The following is a 16164-nucleotide window of genomic DNA, read 5'->3' on the forward strand; positions in this document are numbered from 1 at the left end:
AACCTAATCTACTACCTCTTTTATTGTAAGTTAGTAGCTTTCATTCAACAGCTAACGCCCTCGCTTAAAAGCACTGCTGAACTACAAGCTGAAACAAACAGCGTTGCCTCCAGCCACATTAACCAAAAGTTAAGAAAATCCGTAACTGTTTAGTAATCATACTAGAAATACAATAAAAAAAATATTGCCCAACTGCCCATCAAAGTTCAATCTACACTGTAAAATAGTACGTCCATAAAAAAAAGGCTACAATGCACCTAGCAAATATAAGATCGCACAATTAGCAACATAAGGTTCTTATTTACAGATACTTAACTATACCGCTAAGCTTAATAGGCATGAGTATATTTACTTTTGTCTAATACTAATGTGTCTCACACTTTTTTGCCTGTATGAAAGCACTGCTTGCATTTCTTGCCGACTTGTTTGGGCCATATCCCCCCCATCTGGCGCCTTTGATTGATGAAAGTCAGGACGATACCGGCTACGATCCACCGATAGCTAAGTGTAGTCAGCCGTTTGATGAATTATTGACAGACCAAAACCCAGAAACCAGTCATAACGGGTAACGGTATAGGATTACAATAAAAACTATCTCTATCGGTGCTAACTTATTCGGTGATTTTGATTTTTAACATAAAGCCGCGTCTGTTCAAAGCTTACCAGACCATTTTACCTTGTAAGTAGAGTTTTTCTACAGCACCACTTGTTCTTATAAAAACAATCTAGTCAGTCTTAAGACTGATGATTTGGCCGTGTCTCAAGAGTAGTTCCAGGATGTGGGTAACTATGCCCCTGTGCTGTGTATTAAGCGGTAAAATCCTATTGTTTGATAAGAAAACATAGTGCGGGATGCTTTACATTACCGGTATTCACATCAAAACTAAGCGCTATTCTGTATAAGCAGCGCACAGAGGCAGGAAAGTAACCAACGTTTCGCATTGAGGCTACTACAAACTCAACGATCGAATTCGTGATATGCAACGGTTTAATTTGTTAAAAAGCGATAATTCATCATCTGTTAAATAACCGCTATTTGTGCCTCATGCCTGTACTATGATGAATTCACTAGCCTAAGGCGTCGATAGTCAAAATACAAAAAAGCCAGCCCTCAAGGTGGGACTGGCTTTCACGTTTTCTTAACCTAAACTAATCTTTAATGAGCATCGAAGTAACTGAGACAATAAAGCAGAGCGCCACATCGCTTTCTCTTCGGTTAATCTCTATGACCGCAGCCGATGTTGTGTTTACTTCGCTACGGTACTGTGTTGCTAATTGTTTCCGCCAACGCGGCCCTGCTCGGCTGACGTCGCTGAATTGCGTTGACGAGCGCTTTTCACGTTCTGGTTGCCAAAGCGGTAGGTGAAGGTGAGCATGATCCGACGGCTTTCCCACCGCGATCCGACCCGGAAATTGATATCCTGTACCATAGCCCGGCCACTAAATTTATTCAACCAGAAAGGGTCGTTGACATTCAGCTTTAAGTTGCCCTTACCATCCATCACTTTCTTCTGTAGCCCCAGGCTGAACGCGCCCATCGGTTGTGCCTGATAGAATCCGTACTGCGAGGCAGAATTGTACCAGCCCGACACTTCGCCCGATAGCGTTTTGCTAAACGTAAAATTGTTCGATGTGTACAGGTTGTAAGCGACCAGCTTCACTTCGTAGGGCGTTCCGGAATAGAATGTCTGGTAATGTGTGTAATACGTGCTGATGTTGTTCTGCATCCTCCACCACTTGGTAACCGACACCGGGAAGCTCACATTCAGGTTCACATTATCGAGATAGCCGAGGTTTTCGGGCGTTACGTAGGTAATGTTTTCCGCTGCGATCTGACGGGGCGTCTCACGGTTGATGAAATCCGTCGTACGGCTGAATCCGAGTGTAGTTGTAAAGGCGCTTTTGTAAACGTGCGTCAGTTCTATCGAATTCGTGTACTGAGGCCGCAAAAACGGGTTACCTTGTTGGTAGGTATAAGGGTCCAGGTAAAACACAAATGGGTTCAGGTTCTGATAATCAGGACGGTCGATCCGGCGGCTGTAGGAAAAGTTCAGCACATTGTTGGTATCCAGTTGCCGTGATAGAAACAAGGTGGGGAACAGATTCAGGTAATTCCGATCAACCCGCTGATTTAATGTAACTGATGTACCAACCGAATGCGTGTGCTCGGCCCGTAACCCCGCCTGAACTTTCAGCTTACCCAGTTTACCGGCATAATTCACATAGCCAGCGTTGATATTTTCGTCGTATTTGAACTGGTTCGAGCGACTGGCATCGAATAACCACTGGCGAGTCTCCTGCTGCAAGGTGTCGTAAATGGTGTTGTTATCGGCATTTACAATGCTGCTTTTTACCCCAACTTCCAGCTTACTGCCATTCTTCATCGGATGGACGTAATCCGTTTTGAAGGCCAGAATGTTGATTGTCGAGGGCATGTTGTTACGCACGTCCTGATTTGGCCGGGTTATTTCACTGCCTATACCGTAGTACACCGTGCTCAGGTTATTGTAGTTCTCCCCACCGTAATGAACGTAATCCGCATCTATTGTCCACTCACGACCTTTACCATCGAAGTCGTATTTATAGTTGACGTTTCCGGTCAGATTCGACAGGTAGTTACGCGCATCCGTTTGTGTAGTGGGCCGGCTGGTGAGCTGGCGGTTTTCATTCCGGATAAAGGTGTTATTAACCCCCGATGAACTCCAGTCATTCGAGAAACCATTGACCAGCACACCAATGGTACTTTTCTGGTTGATGAAATAATCCAGGCCTGCCTTGTATGAATGACCTACAAATTGGCTGGGACGCGCCGAAATCTGATCGAAGTAGGTTGTTTTACCGTTGAAGGGTATTTCCCGATTGATTTCGTTACTATTGAAGCTCTGCCGGTTTGTGTAGCTATAGTTTCCAAACAGGTTGACTTTACTTGTTCGGTTGTTGATGTTTAATGAGGTATTAAACTTGGGCAGATCATCACGGACACCATAAATATTATCGGCCCAGCCATAACCACCGCCAATAATGAACGTACCATTAGTGCCGAAATTCTTGTTTTTCTTCATCTTGATGTTGATGATTCCAGAATTACCGGCTGCATCGTACTTAGAGCCTGGATTCGTAATAATCTCGATCGAAGCAATGTTGTCGCTTGGCGTATTTTTGAGCAGGTTCGATACTTCCTGCTGAGATAGGTACGTTTGCTTACCGTCGATGTAGACAATAACGCCTGCTTTACCTTTCAGCTGAATCTGATCGTTCTGTCGGTCAATGGTTACGCCTGGCGCTTTTTCCAACACTTCGAGGGCTGTGTTACCACTAGACACAATGCTATTCTCAACATTCACCACGGTCCGGTCAACTTGCTGCTCGATAAATGGTTTCTGAGCAACTACTTTCACCTCGGTCAAATTCTTCGACTCGTCGGTCATAGCCAGCGCAGGTAATTCAACTGATGAATGAGCCTCATCGACAGCGAACGTAGGGCTATACGTTTTGCGGTAACCTATCTGCTGAGCCGCTACCAGATATTGCCCAGCGCCAACGTTTTCAAACGCGTATTTTCCGGTTGCATCACTGATTGCCCCTTTCACTAAGGTCGAATCTTTCGCTTTCAAAAGCATCATCGTTGTAAATTCAAGCGGCTTTCCGGCTGCGGTGCCAACTTGACCGTTAACACTTCCGCGGGTTAAGATCTGCCCAAACGTTGTGTTTAACGCTAGTAGAGTAAAGATTAATAAGTAGAAGGTCGTTTTCATGGCATTGACTTTTTCAGAAGGTTGCTTTGTGCTCGCTGCCTGAGTACATGGCAAAGGTAGGTAGTGGGCATCACAAAGTACCTGTTCTTACACAAGCGGTCTGAACGGTAGGATAAGCGGATTTTTTGAGTGGAGTTGATGTAGTGAAAAACGAACTTTCAACTCAAAGATGGATTGAGAGCGTTCAACGTTGCACAAGGGCTGTAATTTTTCGTGCAAATTTTCGTTGGCTGACCAACGTTCGCTTCACTGACTGGCTAACCAGTAAGGATTTTGCGGTCGGTCGGTATATTTTTATGTTCACAATCGGCCAGACTGCTCACTTGCTGAGCTAGCTTAAAAACTGCTGACGAGTCAGTTAGTACCGAGCACCCGGTACTAACTTAAAGCTTAATGCCGACTACCCAAACACTGGCATCGGGTCCCTGTCCCGCCCGGAATAGACTGTTCGGCTCGTACCGACCGAATAATTTCAACTCATTACGATAGCCAATTTCGGTGGTCAATCCCCAGCGAACGGTGTTCAGATTATAGGAGCCATGTGTACGGACAGTTGAACCATTTTCGGGTTTTACTTTCGTATAACTATCCAAACGGATGCCAGCATATCCGCCTACCCCGAAGGTCAATCCTGATTTAAAGCGCATGTTCAGGATAACCGGTAAGTTAAGCTGTGTTGTTACTAGCTTCGATTTGCGCAAGTCGACGGTAGATGGCTCAACAATAAGCTGATCATTACGCTCGCTCAGTACGGTTTTTCCTTCAAACATAAAGTTATTCCAGGCAATTTCAGGACCTGTAATTAAACGCACTTTGGTGGTCCCACTTACCGATAAGGGAATGCGCTTTTGCCAGGCGAGCGCAATGAATCGTGAGCCGACAGGCCGGAGTTCGTAACCTGGTGGCAGCGAGCCGCTGAAATTATTGACACCTAAATAAATGCTGAAGTCACTGCTCACCCGTTCAACGGTTTTCCAGCGCTCTGTGCGCGTAGTTGAGTCAGTTGTGATAGTAACGGTAGTTTGCGCAAATGCCGCAGCAGAAACGGCAACCAAAGCGGAGGTCAGGATGTGTTTAAACGTTTTCATGGCTGTAGTCAAATAAAAGGGTGTAACAACTTGAAGTGTATGACTTTCAGAATTGCATTCTTTGTGCTATTTGACAGGAAGATGTAAGAACCTAGCCACGAGGTTGCATGGGGTTGTTAATTTTTTAGAACTTTTCTTTACTAAGGCAACAATCTGCTACACATCTACTAATTTATAGACAGTTGCACGTTCCCCTTTACCGGCTGTGTGCTCGTTGTCTATCTAGCAACTTATAGCGTACCTAAACAGACAGCTCTCCATTGCTGTCATTAATCGAGGAGGGTTAAAGAAATTAATGGCAGCTATCTGATAAACGTTTATGGATAAGAGTGCAAAAAAAAGAGGTCAGCCCATAAATAGGGCTGACCTCAAAATATAAATAACAATTAGCTAAAACTACTTAAATAAAATGTATGAGCTTAACCTAGAATGATTTAGCTTATTTGCCACGCTCTTAAGCTGAAATAACACAGATGCTACGCATTATTTAGGTGGCCAATCAAGACCTTGGGTATGCGAAAAGTTAATAATTTAGCTCTACAAGCAGATTTTTGCCGTAAAGTATATTCAATCTAGATTTATTATATTTTATGGATATTTGCCTCACTATTGTAATACACTTCAGTGAATAAGTCGAAATTTTCTCGCTTCATACCCGGACCGTGGACGATAATAGGAATTATATCCGGAGGACTGGCAATATGGGCAATATGGTCACTTATTAAGTTATTGAAATAATTCCGTCAATAAGTTTTCAAGATGACCTTCACTGTGTCGAAAAGACACTATTACAGTATATATTATTACTTGTTACGGTTCCGTACTTTGATGCATCGCCGTATCCATGAGCCACCTTGCACACTCCTCGATTAACTACCGCTACGCTCACTTCATAAACAGAGACCAGGCTTTATCGAATAAATCGGGCGCTTGTTTTAAACGTACTTTTCTTAAACTGAATCACATACACGCCCCGCGGAAGAGTGCTAACGTCGACAGTAGTGGTAGTTGTCCCCGTTGACGGAACCCAACTATTAAGCTGTTTCCCGTCCGAAGCAAAAAGCTCTACAACGCATTCACCGGCTACTACCGGATGTTGTATATTCAGAATTCCTTGTGTGGGGTTAGGGTAAAGTATAAGCTTAGTGTCCCCATCAGCCGTGAAGACAGGACTGCTCACTACTTCTGCATTGCTGTTGGGTGTCGACTGCTCTGATTTGAATCTCCAGTAGCCTTCAGCCCGATCTGTATCACCAACGTTTATCGGACCGGTATACGGTGTAAAAGGACCTCCATTTTCACTGACCAAAATTTTGGAATAGCCTAAAGGATCTAAAGCTTCCAACGTATTAAGCTCATCATTACCCGAAACAATTACCGACGTGGAATTGTCACTCGAAAAAAAACGCATCTTTTCAATGTCTATGATGCGGTTTTCGTTGTAGCCATTACCCCAAAAATAGAGTCTTAACGCTCTTGGTTTGTGCCAGTTGCCAGAAGGATCGAGCATCGGTACCGTTACAGGAGCGTAGGGCCCATATTTTATGGAGGCCATCCCATTCACTACGACAATGTCAAGCGGCTGTGATCTATGAAAAACCGGCGCAATGACGTTATTATAATCACCCTGAGCAATCACTTTGTTGTTGCCGTATATTCTACCAACGGGCGTAGGCACCAACGTAACCTGACAATTAACCCGAGTAAGCACTTTACCCGCGTCGTCGAGCACTTCGATGTAACTGCCCCCGTTTCGGTTGCGGCCTTCATCGATAGAGAAAAAATTATCTTCCTGATTGACCGTACCTACCAGACGCCATCCGATACGTGCGCTTGTTGTATCCCCTAACCGGCGAGTAACGCTGTAGGTTGCGTTGCTCTGTCTGAACCGGACGTATAAATCAGGCGAACTAAAGCGGCCGTATGTTTTTACGTTTGTTTTAACCGTCCAAAACTTAGAGTTAATGTCTGAATTGTCTTCCTGAACGGGATCTCTTTCCCAGCCGTATAGCCTATTGCTTAAGACAGTATTAGTAGTCAGGCCGTCTAGCAGGTCAATGCCGGTCGACGTATTCGGTGGATCTGCTGGATACAGATACTGGGAGTTAATAACCTGCTTAGGCTGACTATTGCTCGACCATAAAAGGGCAGCGCGGTTTCCCCCATAGCATTCTAAACGAACAGCATACTTCTTATTAGCTTCGAGCGCAATGGTGCCTTTGTGTTCTGTCAGACTGGTAGCTCCTACCTTATCAATTATCAGTTGGTCATCAATCCACAGCCGAACTCCCTTATTGACGTTTGTGAAGAAAGAATACATCTCAGAAAACTGAGGCTGGACGAACCCAGTCCATCGAACCGAAAAATCAGTTGCATTAACGCGTGTCGTACTGAATGGTATGCTACTCCAGTTGAAATTAACGGTTTGGTCGATTTGTGTCTTCTGGATATTAGCGTTATTCAGGTCATTGCCCGTAGCATACATACCTAACAAGCCATGCGAATTACCCCCTTCAGAAAGAGCAATCGGGATGGTTTGCTCCTGAACGGTTTCCAGGCCGTTGACTTTCCATCGGTGAACACCGCTATGGCCAGCCTCTTCGCCGTGCCAGATGTAGATAGACCCATCGGAACCGGCAACGGCATGGCCATATAACACGTTTCCGGCCATACCCGGAAAAGCGGGCTGCCCGCCAGTTTCGGTGCCTAATACGCCAAACTGACCAATAAACAGGCCATCGTCGTACACGTGATTCCACTTATTAGTCTGACTGTTCTTCCAAAACTCACCATGGTACGACCAGAAAATGTGTCGGCCGCTTACTGTCACGTCTCCCCCACCGTATTCGACCGCATTACCAATATCGTAATCACCGTTTGGCGGAAAAATGCCTGTATAATTCTTAAGAGTAGCACGCGCCGTTTTCCAGAGCCACTTATTTGCTCCTGGCTTAATACCACCCAAGTGAAAGCCGTATCCGTTTACGTCGTTTTTATTCTCTTTGTTTTTGTTGAACGATACAATAACCCCCGTTGCTGTTGATAAGCCAGGCCGCAGGCTACCATAACCCGTAAAATCGATTGGATCGTCGGAGTTGACATCTATAATACGAGCCACAGTACCAGAAGGCGCCCAAACAGGGTTGTTCTTGCTGTCAAAGCCCGTCAACGGCTGTTTTTCCCACCTCAGCGTTCCTCCAAACTCATTAAGTTGGCTGATAGCCCGGTTAAATGAACCATCCGGAGCGATATAATACGAAGCATCGTCAAATACCAAGCCGGTAAATCGAACGGGACCAGTAGGAGGCAGTTCCACAAGATGCCATTTGTTGGATGGTATGTGCTTTAAGAACCCGTACGTTCGATTGTTGCTCAACGTAACTACCGACTTGAACACATCGGTGATATAGGTGTGGTTAATGCTTAGCTGCGCAAAATAATCAGAGGGAACTGACGCTCGCCAATTCTTGGCCAGCGTCCAGGAAGACGTCAGAGGCTTACTATAATCGACAGCAAACTCCAGATACTGGCAAAAAACACGTTTGGGGTTATTCTGATCGACACCTGAGCTGTACGAATGCTGCATATACTGAACGCGATCGATAAAGCTTCTCGTCGCTGAGTAATGCTGTAAACGGTAATTACCCGAATCACCTACCCAGAATGATCCATCGGGCGCAAACGCAATAAACGTATCGTTGATGATTTTGCTGTTGTCCGAAAAATAAAACTTATCGTCAGCTACGTTAGGATCATTAAGATAACCTCCGGCCTGGCCGAAGGTCCACATCGAGGCACCGGTGCTGTTACTGAATGCCTTTATTTGCTGGCTCTTACCGCCATCAGCTACTAGTACTGTCTTATTGTCGGGCGATACGGCCAAAGCCATTGGTGCTTCTACCCCCGTTAACGTCAGGTTGGATTTAGATAAGGTTCCGTTCCCCTGAACGGTGTATCTATTCACGGTCACCCCATCAACCACCCACAAATTATCTTGCCCATCCACGGCTAAAGATCCAGCATCGTTAAAGAAGAGCGTTTGTACTAAAATGCCGGTATTTTTGTTGAAAACCCGGATTTGGTGACGTGCTTTATGAGACACAAACAGATAGTTGCCCTTTTTCTGAACAGCCAGGCCCGTTACAGTTCCATTGGCGTCGTTGATAACGTCAATACAGGACAGATACACTTTTCCCAGCGCCATTTTACGGGCAGATCCGGTAGAAAATAACTTCTCTTTATCGTCACTGACATTGGTTGCATACACAAACCATGTGTTCCCATTGTCGTAGCCATCGTAACCAGCCCAGTATACAGTAGTGCCATCCGTAGCCACGAATAAAGAAGCCTGGCCAGTTTCTCCCTTTCGGGAAAACTCTATTCTACCTTGCGGATTATTTAGTAAGAACTTGGCCTGTGATGGATTTCCTTCCGAATATCCGTTCCCGTAATAGGCAGTATTGCCCGTAATGGCCATTGAAAAAGTGCGCAAAAAGCCCCGTTGTGTGGCATTACCCTTTGACACCGCAGCTGACGTATTGCCAATAACGCCTTCCCAAGTATAGGTAACATTGTTCGACAAAACACGGATGTCGTAATTACCTTTAGGCACGAGCCGCCCCTCGTCGTCTAAACCGTCCCAGGTTTGCTGATGGGTACCGGCGGGGTAACTAACACCACTCCATAACGTACGGAGTAGGGTGCTATCTTTAGAGAATACACCCGCACTTGTTCTAGCTGGACTCGATAGTTTAAACGAAAAAGAAACAGCGTTCTTAGGCTGAGTAGGTTGTGCCAAGGCCAGTTGACATGAACCAAGATAAAGTAACAGGCCTAATAACAGCGTATGGCCAATTTTTTGTAAAAATTGGCCATACCTGTTTACCTGATTATCGTTATACCGTTCTACGGTTATCAGCATAAATGATGTGGGGAAATTATTTCCGGGATACTAATCTCAACCAATGAAAGGTTTTAATAAATGCGGCTTAACCTGCCACCACTGTCTCTACAGACTTTGGCTTTGGCACACCGGATACTACTTCTAATGCCTGAGACAGCACCACGTCGCGACCAAATTGGGCAACGAATTTCTCAGCCTCTGCTTTGTACTCCTCAATAACGGGATCGTTATCCAGCACCATATTTACTTGCTTTGCCAATGTATTTATGTCACCGTAATCTCCTACTAAAGCCAAATTGTGCTTCTTGGTTGTTTTATACAGCTCAGAATTAGCGTCGGCATTAACGATCAAAAGCTGCCCCATTGACATGATACCCAGTAGCTTCGAGGGGAAATAAATATCAAAAGGAACTTTGACCTGAGAGATGAAGACGGCGTCAACATCGGTTAAAAACGTCAAATACTCTTTCGGGTTCAAGAAAGGCATGAACACTACGTTTTTGATTGCCTTTGTCGCTGCATATTCTTTCAGGCGCTCTAAATCTGCACCTTCTCCGATAATCAGGAACTTAAGATCGGGCTCAGAGGCAAACATGCTGGCCGTATCCAGCAACACATCCAAACCTTGTTTTTTACCAACATTACCAGCGTAGCCAATAAGACGGGTATCTTTAGAGAAACCGAATTTCTCACGAAACTGACCCGCCTGAGGCTTAACAAATGATTTATCGTCGTTGTGTATCCAGTTTGGCCAGAATAAGATCTTGTTTTCAGGTAATTTCTTACGTTCTCTCAACAGATCAAGCATACTCCCTGAAATACTGGACACATAATCAGATTTCTTATAGCTCCACAGCTCCAGCGCATTTATGATTTTCAGCATAAGCGATCCTTTCAGCATACCTAGCGAATAAGCCGCTTCAACCTGAAAATCCTGCACATTTATGATCAGTTTCCGACGCCAGAACATATTCATAAATGCGGCCAGCACGCCCAGTAAAACCGGCGTAGCGAACACCACAATGACGTCGGGTCTTTTCACCCGGAATGAATTGATTAAGGCAAAAAACACCAGCGAAAACTCGTGCAAAATTCGCTGCATCGACGAAGGATTGTGCGGTACGTATAGATAGCCCCGATGCACCGAAACATTCTTTATTTTGTCGGTAGCAAATAGCTTTCCTTTATCTTCCTTGCGTTTCTGCCATTGCGGATAAAACGGGAAGCCGGTAATTACGTCCACTTCATACCCATTCTCAGCGCAGTAGAAAGCAAAATCAGATGCATAAATCGATATTCCACTATGATCAGGTGCAAACGTCTGACTGTAGATAAGAACTCGTTGAGTAGCCATAATAAATTAATGAAGGTTAATAAAATGATTATCAATGGACACACGCCATTGGGTGCCGCAGTAATGGACACTCGGCGTATTCTTTTTTATGTGCGTATCGGAAGACTTAAGAGGCTGTCTTAATCAGACGTATGAACAGGATCGGAATTGCTAGCAAAAGCATACCAGCAGCGGAGCCAGCGGCTCCCCAGGCAATATCGCCCCAATCGAAGTGCCGACGAGGTAACAGAAGCTGACCAGCTTCGGCAATAACAACTATAGTCACTAAGCCAAGCCACGCGCTTACCCACCAATACCAAAGGCGTTTTGCTTTGAGGAGCCAGCTTGCCGCAACAAGGCCTAAAAAAACGAACGGAATAGCGGTGCGCAAGTTCATGTTGGCATCATTGTCCGTCCAGCGGCTTATCCAGCCTGGTAGTGACTTAGATAGACCTAGTCTGGGTTCTGGAATCCAGCTGAAATAAAAAACGATGATTACGCCCAGTAGAAGAAAACTATAGAAGACAGACAATCTCATGAAGCTACGTCAATCAGCAGTAACACTGACTCTAGCAACTATTTTGTTAGCTTTAAGTTGCTGCTGCTTCATAAGTTCTTTGGTGCGCATTACGATAAAATACTCGTAAATGGCCTGTAGCGTTGAATACGTTACTCCTGCTCCGCCATCTAAAAAAGCCCGGCGCCACACAACCATGTACAACCATTTGATCACCGGCCGACCCGGCATCTGGTAAAAAAGACCTTTTTGATGGAAGCGCTTTTCCGTAAAATCCTTACCAAACATCGCTTTCTGAACCGAGAATGAAGTAGCCCCTTTCATGTTTGCCAGGTGAGTGGCGGCTTCCATGTCGGCGTATCCCAAATGGCGTTGTAGCCAGAACCGGAATCCTTTACTGAACGGGTAGTGATCTAAAAAGCCAGCCATTCGAGCGGTAGGGCCATCGGGTAACGATACCGGGTTTACGAGCCGTTCGTAACGCATTTTATCAGGACGGAACAGGCGCAGATAGTACGGTGATATCTGGGCATGCTTAAGCCACGTACCATCCCAGGCAAAATCCCTGCGCTGAATTTCAAGCGCAACAACATCCGTTCGTGTTGTGTCAAAGGCTTTCAGCGACTCGTATAAACTTGAAGATACACGCTCATCGGCATCAATATAAAGTACCCATGAGTATTTGAACGGTATATTTGCCAACCCCCAGTTCTGATGGGCAGACCAATTGTCAAACTTACGTTGAGTTACCCGTGCATTAGCGGCTTCGGCAATCTCCACAGTTCGATCGTCACTGTACGAATCAAACACATGAATATCATCGCACCAGGCCACCGACTTTAAGCATTCGGGTAAGTCCTGCTCTTCATTTTTTGTAAGAATGAGAACCGAAATCATGATATAAAATTTGTTTTAGAAATACATTTCTCCCCATCGACTGAGTTAAAGTGTATTTATCAATGCTTTATTGTACTTCTTTATTAATCTACTACTAGTTAATTAAGGCTGAGAATAGACCTCCTGATACAGATCGCGATACATCCCAGCGATCTTTTTTATTTCGTACCGCTTAATATTTTCAAATCCTTTCTGAATCAACTCGGACCGCAAGTGATCATTGTCAATCAATTTTGATATGGCCTTTCTGATTTCTTCTACATTAAAAGGATCAACTAAAAGGGCGCTATCACCGGCAACCTCGGGCATTGACGATACATTACTCGTAATAACCGCACGCCCGACGGCCTGGGCTTCTAAAATGGGCATTCCGAAGCCTTCAACTGTCGATACAAAGCACAAAATATCGGCTCTTCTGTACTGATCCATGACTTCGGAATCTGACAAATTCTCTTTCCAATCGTAGTCAATATTCCGATCTTTCAACATTTGCTCTAGATGAGCTTCGTACTTACCGACAATGATTAATAGGCAGTTAATACCGGTGATTGCTTCAATAAGCCGCTCTACGTTCTTATTTTTTCGAGTACCTATTTGCAATAGGACTGGCTTTTCTTTGGAAAAAATTTTAGGAAATGCTTTGTATCTCGGATCGTAGAAATTAGGAATTACTCTGATTTTTCCCTCCGAAAAAGGAACGCGTTTGAGAATATCTTTTTTGGTTTCTTCGGAGACTACCGTAATCACCTTCGACTTGATCAACGGCAATAGAAGCCACAGCAGATAATATTCAAGGACTTTGATTGGATGCCTCCGTTTTAAGAAATTGATATCATGTATGGTTAAAATTGTTTTCTTCTTTTGTAGGCCCAGGGCGATGTAATGAATATCGCCCGTAATGTGATTTATTTCGTCTTGCTCTTTTGACGACCAAATGATGTTTTTTAAGATATTTATTCGGCTGTGGCAAAAGAACGGTACTGTTTTTCTGGTAAGAAGAACGTCTTTGCCCAACGAGTCTTTAATATCATCGAAAATCCTTTCTATACTAAAATGGAAAGATGGTATTGGCTTCCTGAAAAAGAACGTCACTTTCATATTTGTTGTCATCAATTACATATCTATTCACGGCTAGCCTTAGCCTAGCATAAATATTTTTCTGCTGATTGCCGTCAAACCAAGCTAACAGCATCTACCATAATCCGCTCTTTTAACGGCTTGCACGGATGGCCCGCACAGACCATCCAGGAGGGCATATCTTTGGTAACTACTGACCGGGCCCCTACCACGCATCCTTCGCCAATAGTTATGCCCGGATGTATAAACGCTTCGGCAGCTACCCAGGCAAAATCGTTGATCTGAATTGGCATGGCAACCAGTGGTGATCCCGGACGGGTGTAATCATGTGTTCCGGCGCAGATGTGCGCTCCCTGCGAAACAACCGCCCGACGACCGATCGTGATTTTAGCTAACGAATACAAAATGGCACCGTTGGCCACCCCACATTCATCGGCCAATTCAAGATTCCAGGGAGCCCATATTTTAACGCCCGGATAAACGTGAACCCCACGACCGACCTTGGCGCCGAAGCAACGGAGCAGAAACGACCGCCAGCTGTGAAACGGCCGGGGCGACAACCGAAATAATATACCGGCGACGATTCCCCAGATGGCTCGGCCAATACGGTTCTTGAGCGAGAATGATGGGCCGGTAAATGTATCCTGGTTAACCATTGATTCTGTGAATTATTGATTGTAATCTGTTATGCTCCAATCGCTTTCGCCATTCGGGTAGCAGCTGGTTTGATGTAAAAATGTTGCTCGAAAGCGTACCTCGCCTGACGCTCCATTGTCTGTTTAGCATCCGTGGGCAGATCTACCCATTGCTGAAGTAATTGCTGAGTACCGGCGACTGAATTGGGAGCCACCAAACCACCACCCGCCGATTCGATCTCCCGCCAGATATTGACCTGATTAGAGATCAGCACCGGCTTACCACAAGCTAAGGCTTCAACCACGGCAATGCCGAAATTCTCCTGATGGCTTGGTAATATGAACGCCTGGCAATTGTAAAAGGCGCCCCATTTGGCGTTTCCCGTGAGCATACCAGGAAAAATGACGGCGTCTGTCAAGCCGGGCGTTTCTGCCACTAACTGATGTATACTTTTGCCATACGCCGTGTCCTGGCCAGGTCCGGCAATGACAAGCTTAGGTATCTGGCGACCCGTTTTCTGGCTTTCTGTCCAAACGTTAGCGTAGGCTTTTACTAGCAGATCAACGCCTTTCTTGACGTCGATCCGGCTCAGAAACAACCAGTAAGGCGCATTCTCAAGTTCTGGACATTTCTCCAGAAAGGCGGTCGTCATGGCCGACGTATAAGTTGGTGAGCTGGCGATGCCGTAGCCGACGTTTATTTCCTGGCTGGGGTGATAGGGCCGAAATGGCTTCCGGGCGAGTAGGAGTTCTTCTTCGCAGGTGAACAACATGCCATCGGCCTCATTGACCACCTTATCTTCAATTACTTTCCAGTATAGCCAGTTACGCAACGCTTTAATCTTCCGTCCTTTCGCTTCCTGAAACCACGGGTCAAGCATACCGTGAGGCATAATAAGCAGCTTAGGTAGCGTATGGCTAGCCGACTGACTTCGCTTTAGCTGCTGCATGGCTTTGCGAGCAGCATAGCTATGATAGAGCCAAAGGCCATGCACGATAACCACGTCATACCGGCCCATGTTATCGATTAACCAGGGCAGCAAATGGGCACTGTATTGCCACGAACCACCGGCGGGGCCTAGTGTATGGATTGGAAATGTGTAGTCGGCAATGTAAGCCGCATTCGGTGCGTCGGCGCTGGCTACTTCACTCTCGATGCCCAACTCACTAAGTCCGCCAATAATTGTTCGTATGGCCTGGCATACCCCTCCTGTTTTGGGGTCCATACCCGCCACAACATGAAGGACTTTCCGCGTTTTAAGGTGTTTGTCGGCAACGTTCACCGACGTTTCGACATCATATAACATAGCCTTCGGCACGAGTAAAGTATTTGGCTCCCCTTGAAATTTCTTTGATCGCCTTGGCGGGTACGCCCGCGTAAAGCGTCCAGTCGTCAATGCAGGCTCTATTGAGCAGCGACTTGGCCCCCAGAACGGAATGAGCGGGCAAGACAGCCCCCCCCAGTACTACAACATTGGTTCCTACGAATGTGTAATCACCAATGTAGATTGGCGCACTGTCCTGAATATTATCCTCGACGTTAATGGAATGGGTCAGAAACTGAGATTGGTAACCGGCAATAGTTGCGAATCGGCCGATATAGATACGGTTGGTACAATCGATATGGTGGTCTTTGTTAACCGATGCCGATTCACCCAACCATAATTCAGCCTGCCGCTTAGGCTGGTGTTTGAAATGAGCCGAGTCAGTGTTGGTCGGAAAACCCGTTATCCAGTTCCCCCGCCCTATGGATGCTTTGGGCTCCATATCAATCAGGTCGAGGTTAATTGCCACCGTGAGGTGATCAATTCGTGCCCCTTCGCGCATGACGAGTTTGTTAGGAAACACCCACGCCAGACCAATGCGGGCCGTGGGGTGAATCTCGAACCCGAACCATCGATTCAGGGCGCGTCGTCGCAAACTCCAGGGAAGAAAGAATGTAATAAGTTTTAAAAACAT

The 16164-nt window shown here is 45.6% G+C and carries 11 protein-coding genes; 1 reads left to right on the forward strand and 10 read right to left on the reverse strand.

All coding sequences use genetic code 11. From position 1 onward, the window contains the following. Positions 1-392 precede the first annotated feature (392 nt). Positions 393-569, forward strand: a complete 177-nt coding sequence (locus ACFSUS_RS21830) for a hypothetical protein (RefSeq protein WP_381525877.1) — start codon at positions 393-395, stop codon at positions 567-569. A 702-nt stretch (positions 570-1271) separates the two neighbouring features. Here the strand turns inward: ACFSUS_RS21830 and ACFSUS_RS21835 are convergent. The 10 genes from ACFSUS_RS21835 to ACFSUS_RS21880 form a co-directional block, all read right to left on the reverse strand. Next, positions 1272-3755, reverse strand: coding sequence for an outer membrane beta-barrel protein (locus ACFSUS_RS21835; protein WP_381525878.1), 2484 nt, complete (start codon positions 3753-3755; stop codon positions 1272-1274). Positions 3756-4138: 383 nt separating this feature from the next. Continuing rightward, positions 4139-4843 (reverse strand): outer membrane beta-barrel protein, encoded by a 705-nt coding sequence (locus ACFSUS_RS21840; protein ID WP_381525879.1) that lies wholly within the window; start codon positions 4841-4843, stop codon positions 4139-4141. 910 nt (positions 4844-5753) lie between these two features. Further along, entirely contained in the window at positions 5754-9641 is a 3888-nt protein-coding gene (locus ACFSUS_RS21845; RefSeq protein ID WP_381525880.1) for a PA14 domain-containing protein, read from the reverse strand. A 190-nt stretch (positions 9642-9831) separates the two neighbouring features. Continuing rightward, complete coding sequence (locus ACFSUS_RS21850) at positions 9832-11100, reverse strand: glycosyltransferase family 4 protein (RefSeq protein WP_381525881.1); 1269 nt, start codon at positions 11098-11100, stop codon at positions 9832-9834. Between the two features lie 106 nt (positions 11101-11206). Further along, entirely contained in the window at positions 11207-11617 is a 411-nt protein-coding gene (locus ACFSUS_RS21855; RefSeq protein ID WP_381525882.1) for a hypothetical protein, read from the reverse strand. 9 nt (positions 11618-11626) lie between these two features. Beyond that, entirely contained in the window at positions 11627-12493 is an 867-nt protein-coding gene (locus tag ACFSUS_RS21860) for a glycosyltransferase family 2 protein (protein ID WP_381525883.1), read from the reverse strand. A 102-nt stretch (positions 12494-12595) separates the two neighbouring features. Then, positions 12596-13591: a glycosyltransferase family 4 protein gene (locus ACFSUS_RS21865; protein ID WP_381525884.1), complete on the reverse strand. Its 996-nt coding sequence runs from the start codon at positions 13589-13591 to the stop codon at positions 12596-12598. 74 nt (positions 13592-13665) lie between these two features. After that, entirely contained in the window at positions 13666-14226 is a 561-nt protein-coding gene (locus tag ACFSUS_RS21870) for an LbetaH domain-containing protein (RefSeq protein WP_381525885.1), read from the reverse strand. 29 nt (positions 14227-14255) lie between these two features. Next, on the reverse strand, positions 14256-15524 hold the full coding sequence (locus ACFSUS_RS21875) for a glycosyltransferase (RefSeq protein ID WP_381525886.1): 1269 nt from the start codon (positions 15522-15524) through the stop codon (positions 14256-14258). Then, complete coding sequence (locus tag ACFSUS_RS21880; protein WP_381525887.1) at positions 15502-16164, reverse strand: acyltransferase; 663 nt, start codon at positions 16162-16164, stop codon at positions 15502-15504. The genes ACFSUS_RS21875 and ACFSUS_RS21880 overlap by 23 nt, the downstream gene beginning before the upstream one ends.

The sequence above is a fragment of the Spirosoma soli genome, assembly GCF_042684525.1.
In the GTDB taxonomy this organism is placed as follows: Bacteria; Bacteroidota; Bacteroidia; order Cytophagales; family Spirosomataceae; genus Spirosoma; species Spirosoma soli.

Coding starts and splice junctions, on each gene's coding strand:
- ACFSUS_RS21850 (WP_381525881.1), bottom strand. CDS start 11,100: ATGGCTACTCAACGAGTTCTTATCTACAGTCAGACGTTTGCACCTGAT.
- ACFSUS_RS21865 (WP_381525884.1), bottom strand. CDS start 13,591: ATGAAAGTGACGTTCTTTTTCAGGAAGCCAATACCATCTTTCCATTTT.
- ACFSUS_RS21860 (WP_381525883.1), bottom strand. CDS start 12,493: ATGATTTCGGTTCTCATTCTTACAAAAAATGAAGAGCAGGACTTACCC.
- ACFSUS_RS21840 (WP_381525879.1), bottom strand. CDS start 4,843: ATGAAAACGTTTAAACACATCCTGACCTCCGCTTTGGTTGCCGTTTCT.
- ACFSUS_RS21855 (WP_381525882.1), bottom strand. CDS start 11,617: ATGAGATTGTCTGTCTTCTATAGTTTTCTTCTACTGGGCGTAATCATC.
- ACFSUS_RS21835 (WP_381525878.1), bottom strand. CDS start 3,755: ATGAAAACGACCTTCTACTTATTAATCTTTACTCTACTAGCGTTAAAC.
- ACFSUS_RS21870 (WP_381525885.1), bottom strand. CDS start 14,226: ATGGTTAACCAGGATACATTTACCGGCCCATCATTCTCGCTCAAGAAC.
- ACFSUS_RS21830 (WP_381525877.1), top strand. CDS start 393: ATGAAAGCACTGCTTGCATTTCTTGCCGACTTGTTTGGGCCATATCCC.
- ACFSUS_RS21880 (WP_381525887.1), bottom strand. CDS start 16,164: ATGTTTTTAAAACTTATTACATTCTTTCTTCCCTGGAGTTTGCGACGA.